The sequence below is a fragment of the Maribacter arenosus genome, assembly GCF_014610845.1.
Taxonomy (GTDB): Bacteria; Bacteroidota; Bacteroidia; order Flavobacteriales; family Flavobacteriaceae; genus Maribacter_A; species Maribacter_A arenosus.
The window spans coordinates 610214-633749 of sequence record NZ_JABTCG010000004.1 but is presented as its reverse complement, the minus strand read 5'-3'; the positions used below and the strand labels follow the sequence as shown (position 1 = coordinate 633749).

Annotated in this window: 16 protein-coding genes; all 16 read right to left on the bottom strand. The window is 38.6% G+C overall.

The window, feature by feature from the left end:
• Window positions 1-320: 320 nt before the first annotated feature.
• A complete protein-coding gene (locus HPE63_RS13690; RefSeq protein WP_188314827.1) occupies window positions 321-1595 on the bottom strand; it encodes an Nramp family divalent metal transporter in 1275 nt (424 codons plus the stop codon).
• Window positions 1596-1673: 78 nt separating this feature from the next.
• Window positions 1674-2345 (bottom strand): bifunctional 4-hydroxy-2-oxoglutarate aldolase/2-dehydro-3-deoxy-phosphogluconate aldolase, encoded by a 672-nt coding sequence (locus HPE63_RS13685; RefSeq protein ID WP_188314826.1) that lies wholly within the window; start codon window positions 2343-2345, stop codon window positions 1674-1676.
• A gap of 12 nt (window positions 2346-2357) precedes the next feature.
• On the bottom strand, window positions 2358-3575 hold the full coding sequence (locus tag HPE63_RS13680) for a 6-phosphofructokinase (protein ID WP_188314825.1): 1218 nt from the start codon (window positions 3573-3575) through the stop codon (window positions 2358-2360).
• 200 nt (window positions 3576-3775) lie between these two features.
• Entirely contained in the window at window positions 3776-4816 is a 1041-nt protein-coding gene (locus HPE63_RS13675; protein ID WP_188314863.1) for a sugar kinase, read from the bottom strand.
• Window positions 4817-4842: 26 nt separating this feature from the next.
• Entirely contained in the window at window positions 4843-5595 is a 753-nt protein-coding gene (locus HPE63_RS13670; protein WP_188314824.1) for an SDR family NAD(P)-dependent oxidoreductase, read from the bottom strand.
• A gap of 26 nt (window positions 5596-5621) precedes the next feature.
• On the bottom strand, window positions 5622-6383 hold the full coding sequence (locus HPE63_RS13665; protein WP_188314823.1) for an SDR family NAD(P)-dependent oxidoreductase: 762 nt from the start codon (window positions 6381-6383) through the stop codon (window positions 5622-5624).
• A 29-nt stretch (window positions 6384-6412) separates the two neighbouring features.
• A complete protein-coding gene (locus HPE63_RS13660) occupies window positions 6413-7702 on the bottom strand; it encodes an MFS transporter (protein ID WP_188314822.1) in 1290 nt (429 codons plus the stop codon).
• Window positions 7703-7968: 266 nt separating this feature from the next.
• A complete protein-coding gene (locus HPE63_RS13655; protein WP_188314821.1) occupies window positions 7969-8673 on the bottom strand; it encodes a FadR/GntR family transcriptional regulator in 705 nt (234 codons plus the stop codon).
• Window positions 8674-8909: 236 nt separating this feature from the next.
• Window positions 8910-10250, bottom strand: a complete 1341-nt coding sequence (locus HPE63_RS13650) for a RagB/SusD family nutrient uptake outer membrane protein (RefSeq protein ID WP_188314820.1) — start codon at window positions 10248-10250, stop codon at window positions 8910-8912.
• A 19-nt stretch (window positions 10251-10269) separates the two neighbouring features.
• Complete coding sequence (locus tag HPE63_RS13645) at window positions 10270-13464, bottom strand: SusC/RagA family TonB-linked outer membrane protein (RefSeq protein WP_223198155.1); 3195 nt, start codon at window positions 13462-13464, stop codon at window positions 10270-10272.
• A gap of 424 nt (window positions 13465-13888) precedes the next feature.
• Window positions 13889-14266 carry a cupin domain-containing protein gene (locus tag HPE63_RS13640; protein WP_188314819.1) on the bottom strand — a complete coding sequence of 126 codons (378 nt, stop codon included), beginning with the start codon at window positions 14264-14266 and terminating at the stop codon, window positions 13889-13891.
• A 3-nt stretch (window positions 14267-14269) separates the two neighbouring features.
• Complete coding sequence (locus HPE63_RS13635) at window positions 14270-16549, bottom strand: alginate lyase family protein (protein ID WP_188314818.1); 2280 nt, start codon at window positions 16547-16549, stop codon at window positions 14270-14272.
• A gap of 5 nt (window positions 16550-16554) precedes the next feature.
• Entirely contained in the window at window positions 16555-18891 is a 2337-nt protein-coding gene (locus HPE63_RS13630) for a chondroitinase-B domain-containing protein (protein WP_188314817.1), read from the bottom strand.
• 63 nt (window positions 18892-18954) lie between these two features.
• Window positions 18955-20040, bottom strand: coding sequence for a polysaccharide lyase family 7 protein (locus HPE63_RS13625; RefSeq protein WP_188314816.1), 1086 nt, complete (start codon window positions 20038-20040; stop codon window positions 18955-18957).
• A gap of 61 nt (window positions 20041-20101) precedes the next feature.
• Window positions 20102-21103 (bottom strand): sugar kinase, encoded by a 1002-nt coding sequence (locus HPE63_RS13620; RefSeq protein WP_188314815.1) that lies wholly within the window; start codon window positions 21101-21103, stop codon window positions 20102-20104.
• Window positions 21104-21108: 5 nt separating this feature from the next.
• Window positions 21109-23427 carry a chondroitinase-B domain-containing protein gene (locus HPE63_RS13615; protein ID WP_188314814.1) on the bottom strand — a complete coding sequence of 773 codons (2319 nt, stop codon included), beginning with the start codon at window positions 23425-23427 and terminating at the stop codon, window positions 21109-21111.
• Window positions 23428-23536: the final 109 nt, after the last annotated feature.

Sequence of the window (23536 nt, the reverse complement as noted above, 5' to 3'; positions counted from 1 at the left end):
AAAAAGTTGAAAACGAAGCAGGCTAAAAAACATAGCTTGCTTTTGTTTTTTTGAATGTGAAGTTTTCTTTTGTTGATTTTCAGCACGGAGTGCCAAGGAAAACCGAAGGTACTCCTGTCGCGATCACGAATAAATCAACAAAAAGTTGAAAACGAAGCAGGCTAAAAAACATAGCTTGCTTTTGTTTTTTTGAATGTGAAGTTTTCTTTTGTTGATTTTCAGCACGGAGTGCCAAGGAAAACCGAAGGTACTCCTGTCGCAATTACTTAACAAGGCAGGAAGTCACATGGTTTCGATTCTAGGCATTAACCATGTACCATTTAGAAGTAATCAAACAAGGCAACAACCCCATTGTAAGACATAAGGCATGAAAAAAAGAATGCCGCCAACAAACCAATATTTATCAGTATGTTGGTCTTATGCCCCTTCATGATTCCTTTGTTATTGATAAGTAACATGATGCCAATAATAACAATTGGTAGTACAAAAACGTTGAATACTTGTGACACGATCTGCATTTCAATAGGGTTAGCGCCAAATACCGGAACTATTAACGCGAAGAGGCAAGCTATTGCGGTAATGATCCTGAACTGTCGGGAATTCGTGTCCAACTCCCCGGATTGATAGTCAGCCAAAAGAATAGGCGCGATCAAAAGACAGGGGAAAATCGATGAAAGTCCCGCGCTCAATGTGCCGAAGAAGAATAACGTCAATGCGAATTTACCTGCTATGGGCTCTAAGGTATTCACCATATCCAACACTTCGGTAACGGGTAGTCCTTGGTGGAAAAGTGCTCCGCTGGCAACGGCCATTACCGAACCACTAATGATAAACACCAGGATTGCCGCTGTTATCGCATCTCTTTTTTGTTGCCCTCGGTTTTTTATCGTCCACCCCTTTCCTTGCACGAATAGTGGTCTCGATAAAAATGTAGCAGCTGCCATGGTAGTACCCACAAAAGCCGCTACCATCATTTGCCCACCTTCAACCTTGGGAATCGAAGGTACCAACCCTTGAACGACCTCCATTGGCAATGGATATACCATGAATAAGGAAACAATAAAGGAAAGTCCCATGATGGTTACAAAAATCACCAATATCTTTTCGAAAAAAGTATACTTACCTACCATTAAAAACGCATACATAGTTGCTATGACAACAATGGCAACGATGAGTACGGTCTCATATTTATATCCAACCACATTGGGAAAATAAATGGCAAAAATCTCGTAAATGATATTCGCAGATATACCAAGGATTCCCATTAAGGAATTCCATTGTCCAAAAGAAATCCCGATTATGATCAAAATAGCCAAGATATGTCCCCCCTTAATATGCCTTTTAAAGGCATATAGGGCCGTTTCACCAGTTATCAAGGCATAATTACCATATACATACATCAAGAGTCCCGAAAAAAGACAACTGATCAACAGCACCCACAATAACTGCATACCATAGGTACTCCCTGCCACGATCATTGAGGTAACACTACCTGTGCCAATTGTGTACCCTATGGCAAAAATTCCAGGACCAAAAGCCAAAATAATTGCTAGGAATTTTTTAAAGATTGATTTATTCTTTATTGATTTGTCCATAGCACTTATTTTAATTGGATTAGAGTTCCTGAAGTATCATTTGATATAATAATAAATTTGTAAAAAGCGAATCTTTGGTTAGGAATTGGTCAAGGTTGAAATAAGCTTCAAGGTTTCTTTTACCTTTTTTTCCAATCCTTTATAATCCTCATTAGCCAGTATTTCCTTACTTATGAGTTTAGAGCCCATACCTACACAGGTTACCCCTGCACTGAACCATCCTCTAAGATTCGATTCTTCGGTACTAACACCCCCCGTTGGCATTACGCTCGTCCAAGGTTGTGGCCCTTTGATCGCCTTTACGAAACCAGGGCCGTATAAATCCCCTGGAAACAATTTCACGATCTCACAGCCTAGTTCCTCTGCCCTATTGATTTCGGTTAGTGACCCGCAGCCCGGTGACCACAAAACTTTTCTTCGATTGCAGACCATGGCAATATCTTCCCTTAACGAGGGGGTCACGATAAAGTTGGCACCCATTTGCATGAACATGCTTGCGGCTCCAGCATCTGTAATGGATCCAACGCCCATGATCATTCCCGGCAATTCTTTTATGGCATATTTGTTCAATTCCAAGAATACCTCAAAGGCAAAATCACCACGTGCGGTGAACTCCATAAGCCTTGCCCCACCATCGTAACAGGCTTTTAATACTTTTTTTCCCAATGCAACATTGGGGTGATAAAATAGAGGAACCATTCCTGTTTCCTTCATGACCTGCGCTACTTCAATTCTTGAATATTGTGCCATAATTAGTTAAATTTAATTCCAATTTAATATTTTTTTAAAATCGTATTCTTCGGGCTTTTTCACATACTTTTTTGCCTCGATATAGTCAGGCTCTTTTAAATAAATCAGGTGATTGATGAATAGTTGTGCCATATCCGATTCTATATCGACCAGTCTTGGTTGCACTTTACCATTTTCATCTTCAAAATCTTTTAAGAATAAAGGAGTAATATCCCCCTTGGAATTTGCGCTAACAATACAACCTGTTATGCCTTCATCAAATAATTTTTTAACGCCTATACCTAACAAAGTGCACAGCGTTAAATCGAAAGCTATGGGATTGCAACATCTTAATTCATATCCAATTTCTACAGGTCTTGATTTAATATCCAATCCTAATTCTTTCAGTTTTACCTGTAAAAGATAGTTGAAAATATGTGATTTACTTACATTGCCCAGTTCAGGATGACCATGATCGTCATATGTAAAATTAATTCCTGAATTTTTGATTTCGTCTTCATCCATAAAATGAAAAACCCCTTCACTTACCAACGCCACGCCATATTCGATGCCGCGAATTTTACTTTTTATAATTGACGAAATGATCAATTTGATCAATTTATCAAACGTAATGTTTGTTTTATTGAACATTTCCGGGATGATCATCATAGGAAAATGACATGCCGATGCTATACCAAACGCCAAATGACCCGCAGATCGTCCCATCGCCGACATCACAAACCAATTGTGACTTGTTCTTGCATCTTCATACACCGTATTTCCAATACGCACCCCTTCATCTTTTGCGGTATGAAACCCGAACGTCGGATTTCTATCTGGCAAAGGCAAATCGTTATCTATGGTTTTGGGAACGTGTATGTGCGCAACATCCAGTTTTTGTTGGGTAAGATATTTTGTTAACCTACTTGCTGTTGAAGCTGTATCGTCACCACCTATGGTGACCAACAATTTTACGTTGTTATTTTTGAAAAAATCTGCCCTAAAATCGCTGTCTTTAGGTTTAAATCGACTCATTGTCAAAGTAGACCCACCACGACTGAAAATTCTGTCCGCTTTGTTGAAATTAAAGGATTTAACATCAGGATTATCTGAAAACAACCCTTTATATCCGTTATGAACGCCTAAAATTTTATACCCATCTTTAAGGAAGGTTTTTGCCAGCGTACTAATTACCGTATTGATCCCTGGAGCTGGTCCTCCACCACAAATAATCGCTATTGATTTTTTCATTTAAGTTTACGACAATGAACACCAGTCAATACCAACTGGTTTTGCTAATTTCCTGTACCAATTTAAATATAAGTGGTCTCCCTATCTTCACTATCAACTAAATGTGGTTAGTGATAGATATAAACTTTAGTCAACCTAGGGAGGCCATAGCATTCGCTTATATAATCCACATAACCGACCTAAATCCATATGAAGGAAAACTACCTTGCCACCCTTCCTGAGGCATCACCGCCCATTAGTTTTTCCACTTCGGGTACGGTAACCAAATTGGCATCCCCTTTTATCGTATGTTTCAGACAGGAGGCCGCAACGGCAAAATCCAAGGCATTTTGATCATCCTTGGGATACTTTAACAATCCGTAAATCAAGCCACCCATGAACGAATCACCCCCGCCTACGCGATCTACTATATCCGTGATCTGGTACTGACGGGTCTCGTACATTTTTTTACCATCGTACAAGACCCCTGCCCACGTATTGTGTGATGCCGATATCGACCCGCGAAGCGTGGTAATCACTTTTTTGGCCCTAGGGAATTTTTCCATCATCTGCTTACAAACCGATAAAAAGGCCTCTGCTTTTACATCATGTCCTTGGGTCTGCACACTAATGCCTTCTGGCTTTATCCCAAAGTGCATTTCAGCGTCTTCCTCATTGCCCAGGATAATATCGCAATACGAGGTGAGTTCGGTCATTATCGCCTCACGGTCACCTCCGTATTTCCATAGCTTGGCCCGATAATTCAAATCTGTGGATATGGTAATCCCTTTTTCACTTGCGGCCTTGACCGCCTCAAGGCATACGTCTGCCGCCCCTTGGGAAATAGCTGGGGTAATACCTGTCCAATGGAACCATTCGACCCCTTTGAACACTGCATCCCAATCGATCATCCCCGATTCTATTTCACTCATAGCGGAATGCGCCCTGTCATATACGACCTTACTACCTCTACTTACGGCTCCGGTCTCCAAAAAATAAATCCCTAAGCGGTCGCCACCATAAATGATCTTGTCGACCCCAACGCCACGTTTACGCATTTCCATCAAGGCACATTCCCCGATGTCATTTTTCGGCAAACGCGTTACGAAGTCTACAGGAACGCCATAGTTGGCCAAAGAAACGGCCACGTTGGATTCACCGCCACCATAGACTACATCAAAATTATTGGCTTGTGAAAATCTTAAAAATCCAGGAGGTGCCAATCTTAGCATTATCTCTCCGAAAGTCACTACTTTTTTCATCATATTCTTATTGAAAAATTTGTAAATTAACTGAAGGCCAGTCCTCCATTGATATCAACATTGTTTCCTGTGATGAAGGAAGACTCATCAGAAGCCAAATAAGATACTAGGTCAGCAACCTCTTCAGCCTTACCTTCTCTTCTTAATGGGGTTCCAGCAGCAACTTTGGACCGCACCTCATCCTTGGTGAAATCGTCATGGAATTTAGTAGCGATCATCCCTGGACATACGGCATTGATCCTAATTCCCTGCGGACCTAATTCTTTGGCCCAATTTCTTGTCAATGTCATAACTGCCCCTTTTGATGAAGCATAAATAACAGATCCAGGACCCCCACCATCGCGACCAGCTTGTGAAGCAAAGTTTACGATTGAAGCTCCTTTACCCATTAATGGTTTAAATGCTTGGGTCACGAACACTGTCCCTTTAAAGTTTACATCCATAACCAAGTTATAGAATTTTTCATCGATTTCTTCAATGGTTTTTCTTGCAAATAGACCTCCTGCACAGTTTACCAAAATATGGACTTTTTCTCCAAAAGCTGCTTTGGTCTTGGCTACCATATTGTCTATGTCCTTTTGTTTAGTTACGTCTCCGTAAACCGCTATGGCCTCACCTCCAACAGCTTTAATAGCTGCCATAGTTTGATCTTTGTCCGTATCACTATCAAAATAGTTCACAACGACTTTTGCTCCTTCTTTAGCTAATTTCACACAAACGGCACGCCCAATGTCGCGTCCGCCACCAGTGACGACAGCTATTTTACCTTTTAGCTTCATTTCTTACTATTTTAAAAAATTGTCTATTATATTCCTAAACCTTGACCGCCTGTAACCTGGATGGTCTCTGCTGTAATGAAAGAGGCATCTTTACTTGCCAAGAATGAAACAACCGATGCTACTTCTTCTGGTTGCCCTAATTTTCCAAGCAAAATATTGTTTTTCCATGAAGCAAAAACCTCTGGTTTTGTTGATTTGATTTGCTTATGGAAATCCGTATCGATAGTTCCAGGAGAAACAGCATTTACTCGAATCCCATATTCGGCAAGGTCTTTTGCCAATGCCCTGGTTATTGCATGTACCGCAGCTTTCGAAGTTCCGTAAACTCCTGCTCCGGGACCACCTGCATTCCAGCCAGCAATTGATGTGTAGTTGATTATAGAGGCGTTCTCTCCTTTTTTAAGAAATGGTATGGCGGCTCTTGAGGCAAAGAATACAGAATCTAGATTCAGTGCCATTACAAATCGATAAAAATCCGTTGTCATTTCTTCAAACCTAGACCTTCCGCCCAGGCCACCTGCATTATTAACAAGAACATCAATTTTTCCATACTTCTTTCCTATTTTCTGAATATTTGAAGTTACTTCTTCTTCCTTTGTAACGTCAAAACCATAATATTCGGCGGTAATACCTTTAGCGGCAAGTTCTTTTACCCTATTCGCTCCAGCCTCATCTTCAATACCATTTAAAACTACGGTGTACCCGTCTTTACCCAATCTTTTTGCTACTTGAAAACCAATACCACCAGTTGCTCCTGTTACAACTGCTACTTTACCTTTATTACTCATTTTATTTGATTTATTATTTTATTATTCCTTTATTTTTCTACGGATTCAATTTTTCTTGCGAAGTAATAAATGGCCCCAACCCCTAGTGGGACAAATATTCCAATTATAACAAAAATAGGTGTGTAAGAGTAATTGTCTACAATTACCGGAACCAAGAAGTTCATGATTATAACCGAGAATACACCTATCATTCCTCCTAAACCAGCTAATGACCCTACAGATTTTCCACTGAAAAAATCACTTGGCAGCGTTTGTACATTACTAATTGCAAATTGGAACCCGAACAATACAAAAAATACAATCGCCACAAATTTTTCGGCAGTATCTCCAATAAGTACAGTCGCAATTAATCCGGCAAGCATAATTACACCACCAATAAGAATAGTTGTTTTTCTACCTTTATCTATTGAATTTGTTTTAGCAATAATTTTACCTGAAACATACCCTCCGATGATACTTCCTAATGCCGCACCTACATAAGGTACCCATAAGAACATACCTACTTCTTTTACATTAAATCCATAAATATCAAATAGATATATGGGCATCCAAGTAACAAAAATCCACCAAATGGGTTCTAAGAAGAATCTACCGATTACAACCGCCCAAGACTCTTTAAATGAAAGAATTGCTTTTAAGCTTTTTCCTTTAGTATCTTCAGTTGCATTTTGATCGGCTAAACTTTGGCCTTCAAGAATATAATCTTGCTCTTCTTTTGTAATCCAAGGGTGTTTTTTTGGTCCCGCTTTGTTAATCAATAACCAAGGAATAATCCAAAGTATTCCAAAAGAACCTACGACCATAAATGTAATTCTCCACCCAAAGGCAACAAATAATGTTGCAATAAATGGTGGGGCAATTACGGATCCAATAGAAGCCCCTGCATTGAACAGCCCTTGAGCAATGGCGCGTTCTTTTATTGGAAACCATTCGGCATTACTTTTTACACCTCCTGGCCAGTTTCCAGCTTCAGATAAACCTAAAGTAGTTCTGAAAAAAGCAAGCGATAAAAATCCTCGAACTGTGGAGTGTAAAAAAGAGGATATACCCCAAACTCCGATACTGATGACATATCCAATTCTGGTTCCTACTTTGTCAAATAATTTTCCTGAAAATAATTGTCCTAGCGCATAGGCAACCATAAAAACATTGGATATTAACCCATAATGATACTTTGTTAACCCAAGCGATTGAGCTATTGAACCTTCAATATCTTCACCACCCCACATAATGGAAAGTGCACTCCTATCTATATAATTGATTACGGTGGCCAAAAATATCAGCCCAATAATCGCCCATCTTAATCCCTTGAATTTCATTTTATATTGTTTTGGCTAAAGAGGTTTTACTGAACAGTATTTATCAGGAACACTAATTCGATGAATAGCGGAAATAATATGTAAAGCTCTGACGACCCAATTAAAGAATACTAAAAAGTCCATGTTGGAAATCCTATGAAGTTTGGATACCAAGAAATTCTAAACAGTAATGATCTAAGTAATTGGTCTTCCCTCTTTTGTTTATAATTAATTAATGAAGATAAAAGCGTGCAATTTTATCCTCCGTGCACTATTGATTTACTATTCTATTCCATATTATAACAGTATTGATATAGCATTTTAAAATGAACCTTCATTCTTTCCTTAGCCAATTTAGGGTCTTGACTTTTAATGGCCTCATAAATAGCATTATGTTCTTGGATTCCCTTAAAAGCCCTATCCTCATCACATACATGGTATTTCTCAAAATTCGTGATAATTCCAGGGGTTATGATCAACATAAACGTATGTAAGCTACTATTTCCACCGGCTTTGGCTATGGATAAGTGAAATAACAAGTCTTCCTGGACCGCATCCTCACCTTTCATAACCTTGGCACTATAGGCATCTAGGGCATTTTTCATTTGAGCCAGATCCTCTTCCGTTCTTCGCAATGCAGCCAATCGGGCGGTTTTCAATTCCAATAATATCCTGGTCTCTACAAGGCACTTAAAATCAGGGGCTTCCAATTCGAGTATATCATTGAGCATCCCCTTCATGGCAACGGGCCCAATATCTGCGATGAACGTACCACTTTGTGGTTTGGACTTTAACAACCCATAGAATTCCAATCTTTGAATAGCTTCCCTTAGATTACTTCTACTTACCCCGAACTTTTCAGATAACATACGTTCGGAAGGCAGTTTATCGCCAGGTTCCAAATTTTTGTAATTAATAAGGTCCCTTATTTTTGATATAATCTCTTTCTGAAGTGTTTTGTTTTCTACTTTAGTGAGGGTTTCGAATTTCATAGTAACATTTAATCTAAATTGGTTAACCAGATTGGTTTGTTAAAAATAATGAATTAATTTAACTAAATCCTCGATTCATAACCTTCAATTATTCATACATGGTTAAATATTGTCTGGAGTTGTGCATTTTCACCAGCCCGTTTCCGGGCTGGTGAAATGCTATTCAAACTAACTCAAACAACTAACTTTTATAATTCTTGCCACCATTAATTAAATTCAATTATAATAATATTGTCCTAGTATCCAGGATTTTGGGTAATCACACCATCAGTTGCTAGTATTTCCGAGATGGGAATAGGAAACACATAATAATTACTATTCACCGTTTCTCCCATTTCCGCATCAACGGTTCCTGTCCTAATCAAATCGAACCATCTATGTCCTTCAAAGGCCAACTCCAATCTTCTCTCGTCTAGAATAGCCTGTCTAACCTCAGCTTGTGTGCTAATAGTTCCAGTTAAACTATTTAAACCTGCTCTCGTTCTTATAGGGTTTAATAATGGAAGTACCGTTGAAGCAGGGGCACCATTTTCATTCAATGTTTCTGCATATAACAGAATAATATCCGCCAATCTCATTTCTATCCAGTCGTGTTCAGCACCTAGACCTCCCTCTTTAGGAAATTTAATAGCTGTTGTTCCCTCATCAGTAAGTGTTACCGCTCTTCTTAAATCGGTGCCTCCACCATTGGCCTCACTAGCATCAAAAGCAGCAACTAAATCCGGATCTACTGGAAAATCGGATTTTGGATCATCTCCAACAAACCAATTCCAAAAATCAGTAGCGGGTGAATATTCATCCACTATAGAACTTGAGATTTGGGTTGAGAATATGATTTCAGAATTCTCAATCTCATTTGCCGCACCAAAGACCTCATCAAAGTTCTCTTTTAGTTCAACGCCTGCAGTGGCAGCCCCGTTGACAACAGCAGCTAAATAAGGTTGAGCACTGCTATAATCGCCCCTAGAAGCATATGCTTTCCCCAACAAGGCTTGGGCAGCAAGTTTAGATGCCCGTCCCCTTAGTATTTCAGAATTATCCAAAGCCGCTATTGCATCCTGCAAATCAGGAATTATTACGTCATTGTAAACATCAGCAACCGGTTGCCTTACTAAAATAGAAGTATCCGTTAAGCTCGGACTAGCCTCTAAATTAACAGTAACATCACCAAAAACCTGTACCAGTTTAAAATAAGACAAAGCCCTTAAAAATTTTGCCTCACCTACTTCAGTAGCATTAGTAGAATTTTCAATTACACTATTCGCACTTAGTATGGACTTGTACAAAGCTGAGTAGAAAGGGCCGAAAAATTGATCTTCCATGGCTGTTAAACCATTATCATATTCATCAAATTCAGTATATGGTGGTTCGAACATAAAAGCATTGTCAGCCCTAAATTCGCCCATTACTGCCATTGGTGTTACAGTGCCGAGCTGATAGAAATATGCTGCATTCAAAACCCCATCAAAATCTGTCAAAGAATCTGAATTGGCGATATTAGGTGGGAATTGATCCAAATCATTATCACATGCTGTTAGCAACAACATGGACACTACCACTAGATATATAGTTTTCATTTTTTTCATTATTTCTTAATTAAAAATTAACATTTAAACCAAGCGTAAAACTTCTAACGATCGGACTTGCTCCTAGTTGCGCCCCATACGTCGTAGGTCCTAAATAATCACTACCTGATGTCACTACACCTTCAGGGTTATAAGAGGTGTAATTATCCGCCATGATATACAATAGGTTAGTGGCTGCGGCATATAACCTAACAGAATTTATCCCCACTTTACTTGTCAATTCTGGATTAAGCGTATAACCAACTGTTAGGTTTCTTAACGCTATAAAAGAAGCATCTTGTACATAAGCGTCTGTTTGAAATCTATTGCCGATATAATACTCGCCATTATTATCGGCAATACCATCGTTATCGGCATCAAAACTATCCACCAATCTGCCACCAAATTCTGATCCAAAGTAATGAGGATCAATATTGTAAACCTCGGCTCCATGGGATCCTTGGAATTGGAAAGACAAATCAAAATCTTTATAACCGAAGTTATGTGACATACCCCAATAAAAATCAGGATTATTTGACCCTACTTTGACCAAATCGCCACCATCCTCAACACTTCTCGTATTGTCAATCACCCCATCGCCATTTTGGTCCACAACATAGGACTCACCTGTCCGGTTATTTGGATTTCTCGTCCCATCTTCCAAATAGATCATTTCAACATCCCCTATGGTTTCCAAAGCCCACATTTCACCAATTTCCCCTCCTACATAATTTCTAAACACAGGGCCTCTACCCGACGTGCCGTATATTGCTTGAGGTAATTCGCTAAGGCCCCCTAGTTCTTTGATCTCTGTATCCACTGTAGAAAAGTTAGCATTGAAACTCCAAGAGAAATCTTCGGTATATATTACCTTTGCATCTAATTGAAACTCCAAACCAGAACTTCGCACATCACCGGAATTAAGTACAATGGAAGTAGTGCCCAATACTTCAGAAACACTTTGATTAATCAAGATGTCTTGAATATCGGAGGTATAGTAATCAACACCCAATCTAAAACGATTGTTTACAAAACCTAAATCAATACCATAGTTGGTCTCTGTATTGGTTTGCCAAGTTAAATCTGGGTTTGCTACATTATTCGGGATAAGAAATCCTGTCCCGTATATTGTTGCTTGAGGCTCCAAAAGACTCAATGCATCATAAGACCCTAAAAAAGAAGTAGTTCCTAAAGACCCGGTACTAAACCTTAGTTTTAATTGGCTCAATGCCTTACTATCTGCTAAAAAAGATTCATTGTGCACATTCCATCCTAAAGAAAGCGCTGGGAATGTTTCATATCTTTTATTGGCCCCAAATCGGGAATCCCCGTCCCTTCTCGCTGAGACTGATACCAAAAAACGATCGTCGTAGGCATAGTTGATTCTTCCAAAAATACTCTCTCTGTTCCTAGTCTCGTCCCTTTCCGTTACTGTGATATCCGCAGGATTGAACAGGTTATAATTTTGAATAGCAGTATCCGGTACATTGGCACCATCTAAGGCCGTCCCTTTCAATGAGGTAGTTTGAAATTCAATTCCAGCTACCGCAGCGATATCATGCTTACCAATCACTTTTGCATAATTTAAAGTAGTTTCACTTACCACTGAAAATATTTTTAAATCTTCTTGATCCATGTAAGTTTGGGAAGTTCGTGCCCTTGAATCAAACCCAAGTAATCTATGTTCATAGAATCGGGTATCTTTAAGGTCACCTCCTAGAACAGTTTTTATATTTAACCCATCCAAGATGCTATATTGTAGATAGGAATTGACGTTTCCGAAAAACGTTCTTTCCCAACGCTCTGTGTTATCAAGCTTTGTCGCAGGGCCTGCATCACCAGATCCACCAATACCATTATTTGCCCTCCCGTAATGCCAGTCTTGTGCCGTCATACCTGGCTCTAATTCATAAATGCTATTTGCTTCAAAAGTCGAACCTCTATAGCCATCGTCAAACCCCGAAAGGCCCAAAGCCTGAGCTTCAGCATCCAATGCTTGCACGAATGCAATAGACTCATTTGTATGGTAAATAGGATGAACGCCATACGCTCTTAAAAGATCCCTCATGTCATGACCTAAGATATCCCTATGGGACGTAAATCCATTGAAACTTACTCCTGCCTTGAACTTTTCCCCCAATTTAGCATCGACATTCAAACGTGCGTTCAGTCTTTCAAAACCTTCAGTACGGATAACACCCTCCGCGTTTTGATACCCAATTGAAGCAAAGTAATTTACATCGTCAGTGCCTCCGCTCATACTAAAGTCGTGACTTGTCATATTACCACTTTTAAAAAGCCAATCTTCTGAACCAATGGCACCAGGTGAATTTTCATAAGCATTCAACCTATACTCTACAAAAGCCGGATCAATTTGGGAAAGGTCCCAATTACCAGCAGCAATCTCCTTTCTTGAAATAGCGGCCCATTCTGGCCCTGATTTAAGGATATTGTCACGGTACTTACTGGAAAAACTAGTGTAGGCATTATAACTAAAACTAGCTTTACCTGTCTTACCTTTTTTGGTGGTGACCAAAATAACACCATTGGCTCCCCTAGAACCATAAATAGCAGCCGAAGCAGCATCTTTCAAAACCTCTAAACTTTGGATATCATTTGGGTTCACCGTTGCCAAACTTCCTGAAATCGGAAATCCATCCACAACAATGAGTGGACTTGAATCCCCAGAAATGGAGGATGCTGCCCTAATTTGGATTTTTGGATCTGCACCAGGCGACCCATCTTGATTTTGAATCAAAACACCTGGCAACTTACCAGCCAATGCATCATCGACCCTTGCAGTCTGTACTGCTGCAACATCTTCACCACCTACTTGGGAAACAGCACCGGTTAAGTGCGATTTTTTACGCGTACCGTACCCAACAACCACAACTTCTTCAAGTTGTGCGGCATCTTCTGCCAAAACAACATTCAATTGCTCTTGGCCAGTAATCTCAATTATTTGGGTAACATAGCCCAAATAAGAAAATTGAAGCTCTTCGCCATTGGCAACTTCTAATTGAAACAACCCATCAAAGTCCGTTGCCGTACCTCGTGTTGTATTTAAAATAATAACGTTTACCCCAGGAATGGGAACATTCGCTTCATCAGTTACCGTACCGGACAACTGATATGCGTCTTGCGCAAACAAAGTAATATTGAATAACAATACTACGAATAGTGTTAATCTAGTTTTAAAATTCATTTGTGATTTAATTATGTTCATACTATTTAACTAATTAATACTCTTATCAAGTATTAATAAATGAGATGTTAAAATCTCGAATCCCCTTACCTTACTAGAGAACAATGTTTCTGAAGATGTCAATGAATTTTACTATTTTAGCAGAAAGCATGTTTATTGTAAAGTAGTACATGTTTTAAGTATTACTTCCCTCTGAAAAGAAGTGATCTTTTTTTAAAAGGATAGGCGTGCACCTGTCCTTTTTTTCGTTTTATAACTTTATTTTCATTGAATGTGGATTTTAGTTCGAGTTAGAGATTTTGGTTTTGTTAATACTGGTTTTCCAAACTGGTTAACCAAATTGGTTTTCCAAATATATGTTATTTTTTCGTTAAAAAAAGGATTTTTAAAATTTTAACATATTGCTCCATAAAATCTTCCCGGATAGGACTCGTAGATTTTTTTCCTATGACTGTTTATCTCCAAAATAAGATACCCCTCCGCCACCTAAGAAATCTTCTCTTACAGGACTAAATGTGTCAATTAGAATCCCTTCTTCCAAACAAACTGCACTATGTAATAGATTAGGTTCAATATAGACCCCGTCCCCTGCTTCTACTATTTGCTTTACTCCATCAATTTCAAACTCAAATTTACCTGAAACACAATAGGTAGCTTGCGTGTGAAAATGTTGATGTGGTGCTCCTAAAGCCCCTTTCTCAAATTTCACTTTTACCATCATGATTTGGTTATCGTAACCTAAGAACTTTCTTGATACTCCCCCACCAAGCTCTTCCCATTCCATTTCTTTTGTGATGATGTACTTTTCACTAAATCGTTTCATAATTTATAGTTTTTTGTTTTCTATTAATACATAAGAACCTTTCCAGGAATGCTCTTTGTCTTTTATTTTTAATTTATGTTCAGCTTCGTTATCATTATTTTCGTTTGAAATGATAAAGACATTTGATTTATCGTTTTTTGTATCAATCTGAATTGCCGTGTACTCTTTAGAATCGTGTACAACTTCAATATTCTTTATATTGCTATATGCATTCACAGCTACCTCGGAAACCGGACTATATGTTCCATGGGATTCTATTGTGGAAACAAACAAAGCGTCCTTTGCATTCTTTTTCCTTAAGATTAATGTTTGCTCATTACGCAGATTAAAGTCAGGGTCATTTGCTCCTATTCTACCAAAAATAACGTCATCCTTATTAGATGTAACAGCAGTATAGGTGTAAAACTTATTGTTTCGCAACCAGTTTAACTTAATATTTCCATCTTTAACAGTAGCTGAAGCCTCTTTATACAAATGCTGATACCCGTCAGATTTTCCCAAAATTTCCGGTACCTTCAATTTTAAATATTCAAAATTGGTTTGCATAATTTGCCCTAAGAAGTAAAATGGTAGATCATATTGATTTGAACCTTCAGATGCTACTCGCAAAATATCCAACACATAAGGATTATCATAATCTTCTTCTTTAATAGTCACCATCGTTCTATGAAGCTTCGTAACAGGATACGCATTTTCTTCTTTAGCACTGGCAACTTGTAGATTTTCATCATCTACACTAAAGACATATTTATTCGAATGATACTTGCTTCCAATATCATACTTTCCTTTAAAATGAGAGGTTTCATTTTGTACTAAAGCATTGTGGGCAATACTCTGTTTCGCCCAAGTCGTATTTTCTTTTAGATAATTTCCGCCTCCTTTTTGTTCAATATTCACGAAACGACCCATGCCGTAATCTTGAACCACCTCATTGCCATCTTCAAACAATGCAAAAGATAATTTATCATAATGTCCATGACTCAATCCGTGGGCTGTGTATTTAAAAACCAACTCCAAACCATCACTACGTATAATTCCAACGCCGCCTTCATCCCCATTAGCACCATCGGATAATTCAATCGAATTTTTAACGAAAGGCTTTTCCTTTCCTTCTTTGATACCGAGAGCTACTGCTAATCCTGCATCATCAAGAGTAACTTCATCTTGCTTCTTGGCTATACTTAATAATTCCGGATCATTACCTCCAAAATGGTAGCCTATATCAACAGTGGCTATTAAAGATGTATTGAAATACGACATTCCTTTTTGGGCATCGTTCAACAAAAAGAACTCGCCATCAGCATCCGATAAGTTCAATAATGCAGTAACACTTTTTATAAGCACACTATCTTTATATTCGAACACTTTTAGTTCGGGTTTTTTATTTTGAAGTGCTTGTGCAAAAATTAAAAACGGGTATGAAGCATACCGTTGATAATAAGGGCCTTCCGTAAAATACCCGTCAGGAGAAAAAGGCTCATTTACATTGGCGAAAAAACCAATTTCCTGACCATCTTTTCGAATATAACCACCGTCATTATCTTTTATATTTGGATCAAAATTGTCATCTTTAACACCATTTAAAGCCCTATCTAAAAGTTGATCATCATCCATAGCCAAAGCAATCATTCCAACAGCCACATTACCCCAAGTGGCATGGTTATGAACCCGGTTGAAAAATTGTGGGTTGTCTATTGAAATGTGATCCGCAAAAGGTCTAAATAAATCGGTCTCTAAAGTATTCCGCTCCTCTTCTGATAAATAATCATAAATACAGTCATAAGCTTGACTTGTATACACCAACCAATTTGAATCATTCAAACATTGCCAAAATAATTTACCCCTAGCGTATGACCGCGGTTTTGGATGTATCGGTAGTGAAGGATATTGTTTTGCATACTCAAAAAGCATGTCTTTTACAAATTTGGCATATTTCCCATCTTCGAGAATTTGATATAACACACCTGCTTTTTGCATTAAGGTATAATTCTTTTTGTGTGTCTCGTGAGAATATCCGCCTGAATAATCCTTGGGAACAGGAACATCAAAACCATTTTCAATCGCAGCATCAATCTCTTTCTGAGTGGCTGCCAAGGTTTTATCAAAAATTGGAATACTTCCTAAATTAGCCCTTATATCCTTAACGCCTTGTTTTGTCAAGATTAAACTTGGATGTGCACTTTTTATTTCGGATAGATCACCTGAATCATCTACTTTATCCTGGCATGAAAAAGTAATTGACAATACAAATACAATAAGAAATATCGATTTTATTTTATTCATCCCTACTAATTAGAAATTGCACCCAAATCCGATCCATCTGTTCCTTTTCCTTTTAATGGGGAATCGGCATTTAGTTCATACGTATCCGTATTCATAAAATTTGGATTCAAAGACCACTGGTTTTCCACGGTATATTTTTGGTCTCCGGTAACTGTAAGACCTTGGGAATTGTAAAAATTATTGTTTGAAATTTGCACGATCGGTTCCCCAACAACCAAGTGCATATTCAACGCTTTACTATCCTTGAATATATTATTCTTAATGCCGATTTCTTGTACGCCGTATAATGAAACCGAGGCATCGTACTTATTCCTTTTTCCTTGGCCCACATTATCTGCCACATTATGATCCATTTCTAAAAATGGCCCAAAGGTGCTTTCATCGGTACCTCCTCTATATAGCCTTAAAGCAGCACCTTGAATATCTGAAAACGTATTGTTTTTCATGATTAGATATTCAACATTATAAGCTCCAATATCATCTGTCTCTTTATCTAAGGCCGCTATATGTCCTGTAATGTTTTTGAATCTTGAATTTTGAATACTTATGGTATCGGCAAATGTGCCCTTGGCAACCCTTAACACATCAAAGGAATGGTTTACGATCAAGTCCTTAAACTCGCAGTTATCGATGAACAGTTTATAGTTTTCGATCATGGAGTTCTTACTCGTGCTGATTACGGAATTGCCTGCATAATCCGGCGATTTTGCTCCGTCGAATATTATATTATCCAAAGACAGGCTCCCCCCATTTTGAATTTCGAAAGCCATCATTCTTTCAAATAAAATAGTTGCTTTTTCACTTCCTGATGTTTTAAACGTAAGGGGATGGATAATTTTTGCAGTCTTGGTCAATAGATATTCCCCACCAGATTCAAGCTCCAAAATGTCCCCGGGTTTTGAATTCTTGGTAACATCGAATAGTGTATTAATTCCAGGTTCGACTTTCAAAGTTTCGCCAGAATTTAATGCGACCGTTTCATCATTTTTTGAATACCAATCAACGCCCGTGTTTTCTTTGGTTGCAATATTCGGACTTATTTCCACCTTAAATTTATCTGACACGGGAACCAAAAAGCCTTGTTCATTTTTAACTAATTCAAATTCAGACTTCACAAAGCCTTTTGTAATTCCTGTCTCAATATTTTTGCTTGTTATATTGTTTTCAAATTTAATTCCACTGATATCATCATAAACCGTAAACAAATTGCTTTTAGTTTCATGATAGAAGATGTTTTCCGATATCTCTGAAGTTGCAGGTGGCTGACTTCTTTCCGCATCGGCACCTGCACATAATTGAATATGGTCGCAATTGATAAACGTATTGTTGTTTACCTTGGAATCGATTACGGGCACATAACGGTTAGGTGGTGAATTAGGTACACCGTTCATCATTACAAAGGCACCTCTAAATCGATACCCCGTTAAACCAAAGTGGTAATTATTGATTACTGTTTGTTTTTCGTTGATGACACGTACACCTCCCGTACTAGGTTTACCGTTGCCAATAAACACATTACCATCTACCATAGTTTCGTTGCCATGACGCATGGTCAACGTTCCTGTACATTCAAAAAAGGTGTTGTATTTAAACGTGTTTTGACAAGATTTGTTTGATATTATTTCATGCTCGCCATTACATCTATCAAAGTAATTGGATGCTACCAAGGTGTTGGAATTTTCCAACGCATGGTGACTGGTGCCTATTCTTAAGGTTTCGCCTCCATTATTTCCATAGGTTGGCCGTAGCCCAAAATAGTTGTGTTCGATTATATGGTTATTCTCTCTACTGTCTTTGGTATCCAAACCAACAATCATGGTCACCCCTAAATTCTTTTTTCCGGAAATATGGTTATGGTCTATTCGATTGTTTTTTCCATAAATGGTTATCCAATAATCTTGCACTTGACGTTCAGGATTGTTATAATTATCGATAACACATTCGGTTAAACGACAATTATTGGCCATTTCATCTTTATTTTTTCTAAGAGAAATAACGGCATTGGTTGGTGTAAATCCGTTTTTGAAAACGAGGCCTTCCACAATTAAATGGTCCCCGGCAATTTGAAGGTTTGATGCCCCTTCTAAAGTTACCTTCCCTTTTTCCTCAACAGTTAATTTTATAGGGTTTTCTTCTGTTCCTTTTCCTTCAAAAACCAATTCGGCATCTTTCCAGACACCATTTGCCAGTTTAATGATATCTCCAGGTTCAGCGTTAGAAACTGCATCATTATATTCTGCAACACTCTTTACAAGTATTCCGTTTTTGGATTGTTCATTGCATGAAAAAAAATAAATTGAAAGAATACAAAATCCTATAAGAATTTTAAGTTTATTTTTCATATTAAAATTGGTTAACCAAATTGGTTTACCAAATATATGAATATTTGTAACACTAACAAATATTTATTTTAAAGTTAGACTTGAAAATCGTTCTTTACTTGGCATTTTGCCAGCTCCTACCGTTGCTTCTTTAAACCACACTTCTGCATAACACCCATTTGCATATTGTTTGGCAATATCCCCATCATAAGTTTCTGACCCAGTACTCCATACTATATTTTCTTCTGGGGATTTGCCATTGGTTTGATTGTAAGCACCTTGTTTGAAATACTGAATTTCACCTGCATAAGCATTTTCACGTTCAACACCATCACGGCCTATTGCTGCGTATAATGTCAATATTTGCTGAGGAATATCCTCTTTCTTCGAAAAATCGGATTTCAATAAATTCTTTGTGAATGTTTTGGTCTCATGACCTTCACTTTTAAAAGTGAGATACATGATGCCTTTATACACATTTATTTCATAACTGAATTCCTCCCCCAATGCAATACCGTCTTTTGGTTCCTCAGGGTAGGAAGTTGAATCCGATCCTACAACAGACATGTCATGACCCCAAACTGCTGTTGAATAATCCCATCTTTTTGAATTATCGCCTTCGGTATTGATTTCATAGTTCCAAAAGACAGACCCTTTTGTGTGTCCGGGAAATTTCTTGTAAAAGATTTTTATAGGTTCGTTTTCGTGCCCTTCGTCACTATGAATTTGCCCAACTACGACCGAGTAAGAAGCAGCAACCCTTGCATCACCAGAAGTTGAAACATGCATTACTTTTAATGTGCCGGTTAATTTACCCCCTGTTTCAGGAATCCAATGTTCTTTTTGACCTAATTCTGTTCGTGTGTTGCTTGACGTTCTAGAAGTAATTCCAGAATTAGGTGTTTTGTAAACCACCCAATTCGTTTTGCCGTCATTTTCAACATAAAAGAAATCCTTCTTTTCATAATTTACCAGGTCATCAGAACGCGTTCCATCTCCCAAAAGTATGTTCCATTCATCCATAAATGGAAGTACATCGCTCGGATACATCGTGGCTTTTGAATCTTCATTAGCGGGTTTCTTAGCTTTATCAAAGCAACTATTTATGACTAATGCAAGGCCAATCAGTAAAAGAGATCGGACCACTGATTTAAGAGTTTTATTACTCATTTTATTAGGGTTTTGTTTAATTCTTTTTGAAATGGAACATTCGGTAGCGTTCATTAAAAAACTACCTTCTTATTGCTCCCGAAGTATCCCCTTCCATTAAACTTAATACATTTTCCAATGACACTAAATTTACATCTCCGGGAACCGTATGTTTTAAGGCACAGGCAGCCGATGCAAAATCCAAGGCCTTTTCATCATCATAATGTAATAGCCCATATATGAGGCCAGCGGCAAAGGCATCTCCGGTACCCACACGGTCTATAATGTGGGTAATGTTCAGCATTTCAGCTTTGATATACGCTTCCCCGTTCCACATTTTACCTTGTATTTGGTGGTGGGAAGCACTTATGGGCCTTCTGGTTTTCTTGACTACTTTCTTGATATTTGGAAAAAGATTTATCAATTGTTTGGCCAAAGACTGGAATTTATCTTCTGGTTGTCCCAAACCGAACATTTCGCGAATACCTCGACTGCTGGTAATCACAACATCGCAATTTTGTACCAAATCGGGTATAACTTCCTGCATGGTTTTACCATATTTCCACATGTTGCTTCGCGAATTTATGTCGCCTGAAACCGTTATCCCCAATTTGTTCGCTGTTTTAATAGCATCTAGGCAACACATGGCGGCCCCTTCCGAAATGGCCGGGGTAATCCCTGTCCAATGGAACCAATCGGCGTCTTTGAGCACATCTTCCCAATTCACCATTGAAGGTTCGATTAAGGAGAAAGATGAGCCTTCCCTTTCGTAAACCACCTCACTTGGTCTATGCACCGCACCTTTTTCAAGAAAGTACTTACCCATCATGTCATCGCCATAAATAACGTGTTCGGTGCTTAACCAATGTTTACGTAAGAATTGTGTGGCCGCCTTGCCAAGGGCATTATCGGGAAAACGGGTCACGTGGGCGGCTTTCATACCCAAATAAGCGCATGAAATGGCTACATTCGCTTCGCCCCCACCATATACGAGTTCGAAGGAAGAAGCCTGTGCAAATTTCTCATAGCCCGGTGGGGACAAACGCATCATTACTTCACCAAAGGTTATCACTTTTTTTGCCATAATTTCTAATACATTAACTTAAGAGGAAGGTTTTCTTCAACTAGCAACTCCCCTGAGTTTTTTATGACATTACCGGAATGTGAATTATTTTTCGCTCCCCATAGTCGCGCCACAAGTTCCACTTGATTATCAATAAATTTGTTTCCTGAAAGGTCTACATTGATGATGCCGTAAGTGTTGAGTAAAATCCCATCCTCTTCCTTAGTGCCACACTCTGTGAAGGTACTGTTGGTCACTACCAAATTGCCTCCCACAGTAGATTCATCATACCCTCCTCTATAGTAATCAATTACATTTTTTTCAATGTTTTCGAACCAGCAGTTATCAACAAATATGTTTTCTGCATTGTATTCGCCACGACCATCGGTCTCTTCGGACAACTCTAATCCATTTGTGCAATTCTTAATAAGGGTTGATCGGAATTTAATATACTCGGAAAATGAATATTTATAAGCCTTCAACACATAATCGAAATCCGATATCTCACAATCCCTAACACTCATATTATATAGACTTGACATGTTGTTTTGTAAACTTGCAAAGGCATATTGGCTATTTGTCCCTTTCAGGTCAACGCCAATAAGGGTAAGCTGCCCCTTGGGATTCATTTCAAAGGCCGGGGTTTTTGCAGCACCAGTATAATTAATGATAACCTTCTTATTGGCATCAGCAGACTTTATGGTTAGCATCTTATCGATCTTCAATGGGGTATTCATCTCATATTTGTCAGCTGTCAGGAGAACCGTGTCGCCCCGATTTGCCCTTTGAACCGCCGTTTCCAATTCGGCCATGGAACCGACGGAATGGATTTTAGAACTAATTTCTTTAGTGGATTTCAGGGGATACCAATCCGGACCATATTGTGAGAGATCCATAAGGTTTGGCTTCTCTTCCGGTGCGTCAGAGATAGCACCAACCCTATTATTGTTCGCCCGGGGATTGCCGAACAAATCTTTTGTAATCTGGTCAAACTCGAAACCATGGTATAGTTCAAAATCCGGAAGGTCATTTGCTGGGATAAAAATATTTTCCTCTAGCTCTGAAAGTGAAAAATCTTCTTGCTTAAATGCTGAATCGTGTTCGAATGAGGCGCCTTGATTATTTATCACATTACTCTTAAAATCGATACCATCCAATAAATCGTGAGCGACTATGGGGCGCTTATCAGCTTCAGTATTGTAGATAAGGTTATTCGCTACAATAGTACGAATGGGTCTTTCCGATCTGATCTCAGAAGCAGGAAGAATATCTTTTTGATCTACATTAGAACCCACGCCAAATTGCCATGGCGAAGTACAATTGACCCAAGAGTTGTAGGCCACGACAACATCCGTAACCTGAATATACCTATTCAATGGTGATTTTGGAATACCGTTCATGAGGGCAAGAGGACTTCTGAACGTCTTTCCTTTTAGGTTATAAAAATAGTTGTTGGTTACCCAATGACCCGTACCGATCAATCTCACTCCCCCAATTTGTTCAGAACTCGTGTCTCCGATAAAATAATTGCCCTCTATGATGCAATAGTTTCCGTGTCTTGTTACCAATGAACCTTCACTCTTGTAAAAGACATTGTTCCTAAATTCATTGAAATTGGTTTTACTTGAAATAACTTCTACTTCCCCATTACAGCGATCAAAAAAATTGTTTGCTACTAGGGTATAGCTCGGCGCCATGGAGGTAAAACTATTACCGAGTTGAATGGTCTCAGCACTAGGCCCGCCTTTGGGAGGTCTTGGTCCAAAGTAGTTATTAGTGATCTTATGGTAGTTTTTTATGCTTTTATTTCCTGCCAGATCAACCCTCACGGTAGGCCCTCTATTGGACTTGCCCGCGATGTAGCAATGATCCAGCTCATTATGTCGCCCCTTAAACAGTACCCAGAGATCCGTCTGGTTTCTTTGGGCTTTATTGTAATCTACAATCACACAATTGGTAATCCGAGAATGGTTAGCGACGGTATCTTGGTTGATTGCAAATTCAATAACCGATTCGGAAGGAGACGAACCATTTGTGAAGTACAAACCATTGACTTGTAAATATTCACCTCCAAGTTTCAAATCAGATTTCCCTCCTATAATCACATTTCCAGCAGTTTCTGCCTTTAGGGTAATGGGTTGCTTCTCAGTACCGTAACCTACAAATCTAATTTGAACGTCTTTCCAAACTCCATTCGCTAACACAATGTCGTCACCAGCCTCTAGACTTTTCAAAGCTTCGTCCAATTCTTCGGGCGTGCTTACCATTCTAGTATTTCGATTGGTTTTATCTCCGCAGGCACTCAAAATAAATAACAAACAAAGTATGGTCACCATTCTCGTCATAATCGATTATATTTTTAAGGTGGAACCAAGAATTATAAATTGGTTTACCAGTTTGGTTTACCAAATATATGTATATTTGTTGGATTGCCAATAGTTTTACTAATATTCC

Excerpts from the sequence above, each read along its gene's own strand:
- HPE63_RS13690 (WP_188314827.1), bottom strand. The coding sequence starts at position 1,595 with ATGGACAAATCAATAAAGAATAAATCAATCTTTAAAAAATTCCTAGCA.
- HPE63_RS13640 (WP_188314819.1), bottom strand. The coding sequence starts at position 14,266 with ATGAAACGATTTAGTGAAAAGTACATCATCACAAAAGAAATGGAATGG.
- HPE63_RS13660 (WP_188314822.1), bottom strand. The coding sequence starts at position 7,702 with ATGAAATTCAAGGGATTAAGATGGGCGATTATTGGGCTGATATTTTTG.
- HPE63_RS13665 (WP_188314823.1), bottom strand. The coding sequence starts at position 6,383 with ATGAGTAATAAAGGTAAAGTAGCAGTTGTAACAGGAGCAACTGGTGGT.
- HPE63_RS13685 (WP_188314826.1), bottom strand. The coding sequence starts at position 2,345 with ATGGCACAATATTCAAGAATTGAAGTAGCGCAGGTCATGAAGGAAACA.
- HPE63_RS13680 (WP_188314825.1), bottom strand. The coding sequence starts at position 3,575 with ATGAAAAAATCAATAGCGATTATTTGTGGTGGAGGACCAGCTCCAGGG.
- HPE63_RS13635 (WP_188314818.1), bottom strand. The coding sequence starts at position 16,549 with ATGAATAAAATAAAATCGATATTTCTTATTGTATTTGTATTGTCAATT.
- HPE63_RS13675 (WP_188314863.1), bottom strand. The coding sequence starts at position 4,816 with ATGAAAAAAGTAGTGACTTTCGGAGAGATAATGCTAAGATTGGCACCT.
- HPE63_RS13645 (WP_223198155.1), bottom strand. The coding sequence starts at position 13,464 with ATGAACATAATTAAATCACAAATGAATTTTAAAACTAGATTAACACTA.
- HPE63_RS13655 (WP_188314821.1), bottom strand. The coding sequence starts at position 8,673 with ATGAAATTCGAAACCCTCACTAAAGTAGAAAACAAAACACTTCAGAAA.
- HPE63_RS13650 (WP_188314820.1), bottom strand. The coding sequence starts at position 10,250 with ATGAAAACTATATATCTAGTGGTAGTGTCCATGTTGTTGCTAACAGCA.
- HPE63_RS13620 (WP_188314815.1), bottom strand. The coding sequence starts at position 21,103 with ATGGCAAAAAAAGTGATAACCTTTGGTGAAGTAATGATGCGTTTGTCC.
- HPE63_RS13625 (WP_188314816.1), bottom strand. The coding sequence starts at position 20,040 with ATGAGTAATAAAACTCTTAAATCAGTGGTCCGATCTCTTTTACTGATT.
- HPE63_RS13630 (WP_188314817.1), bottom strand. The coding sequence starts at position 18,891 with ATGAAAAATAAACTTAAAATTCTTATAGGATTTTGTATTCTTTCAATT.
- HPE63_RS13615 (WP_188314814.1), bottom strand. The coding sequence starts at position 23,427 with ATGACGAGAATGGTGACCATACTTTGTTTGTTATTTATTTTGAGTGCC.
- HPE63_RS13670 (WP_188314824.1), bottom strand. The coding sequence starts at position 5,595 with ATGAAGCTAAAAGGTAAAATAGCTGTCGTCACTGGTGGCGGACGCGAC.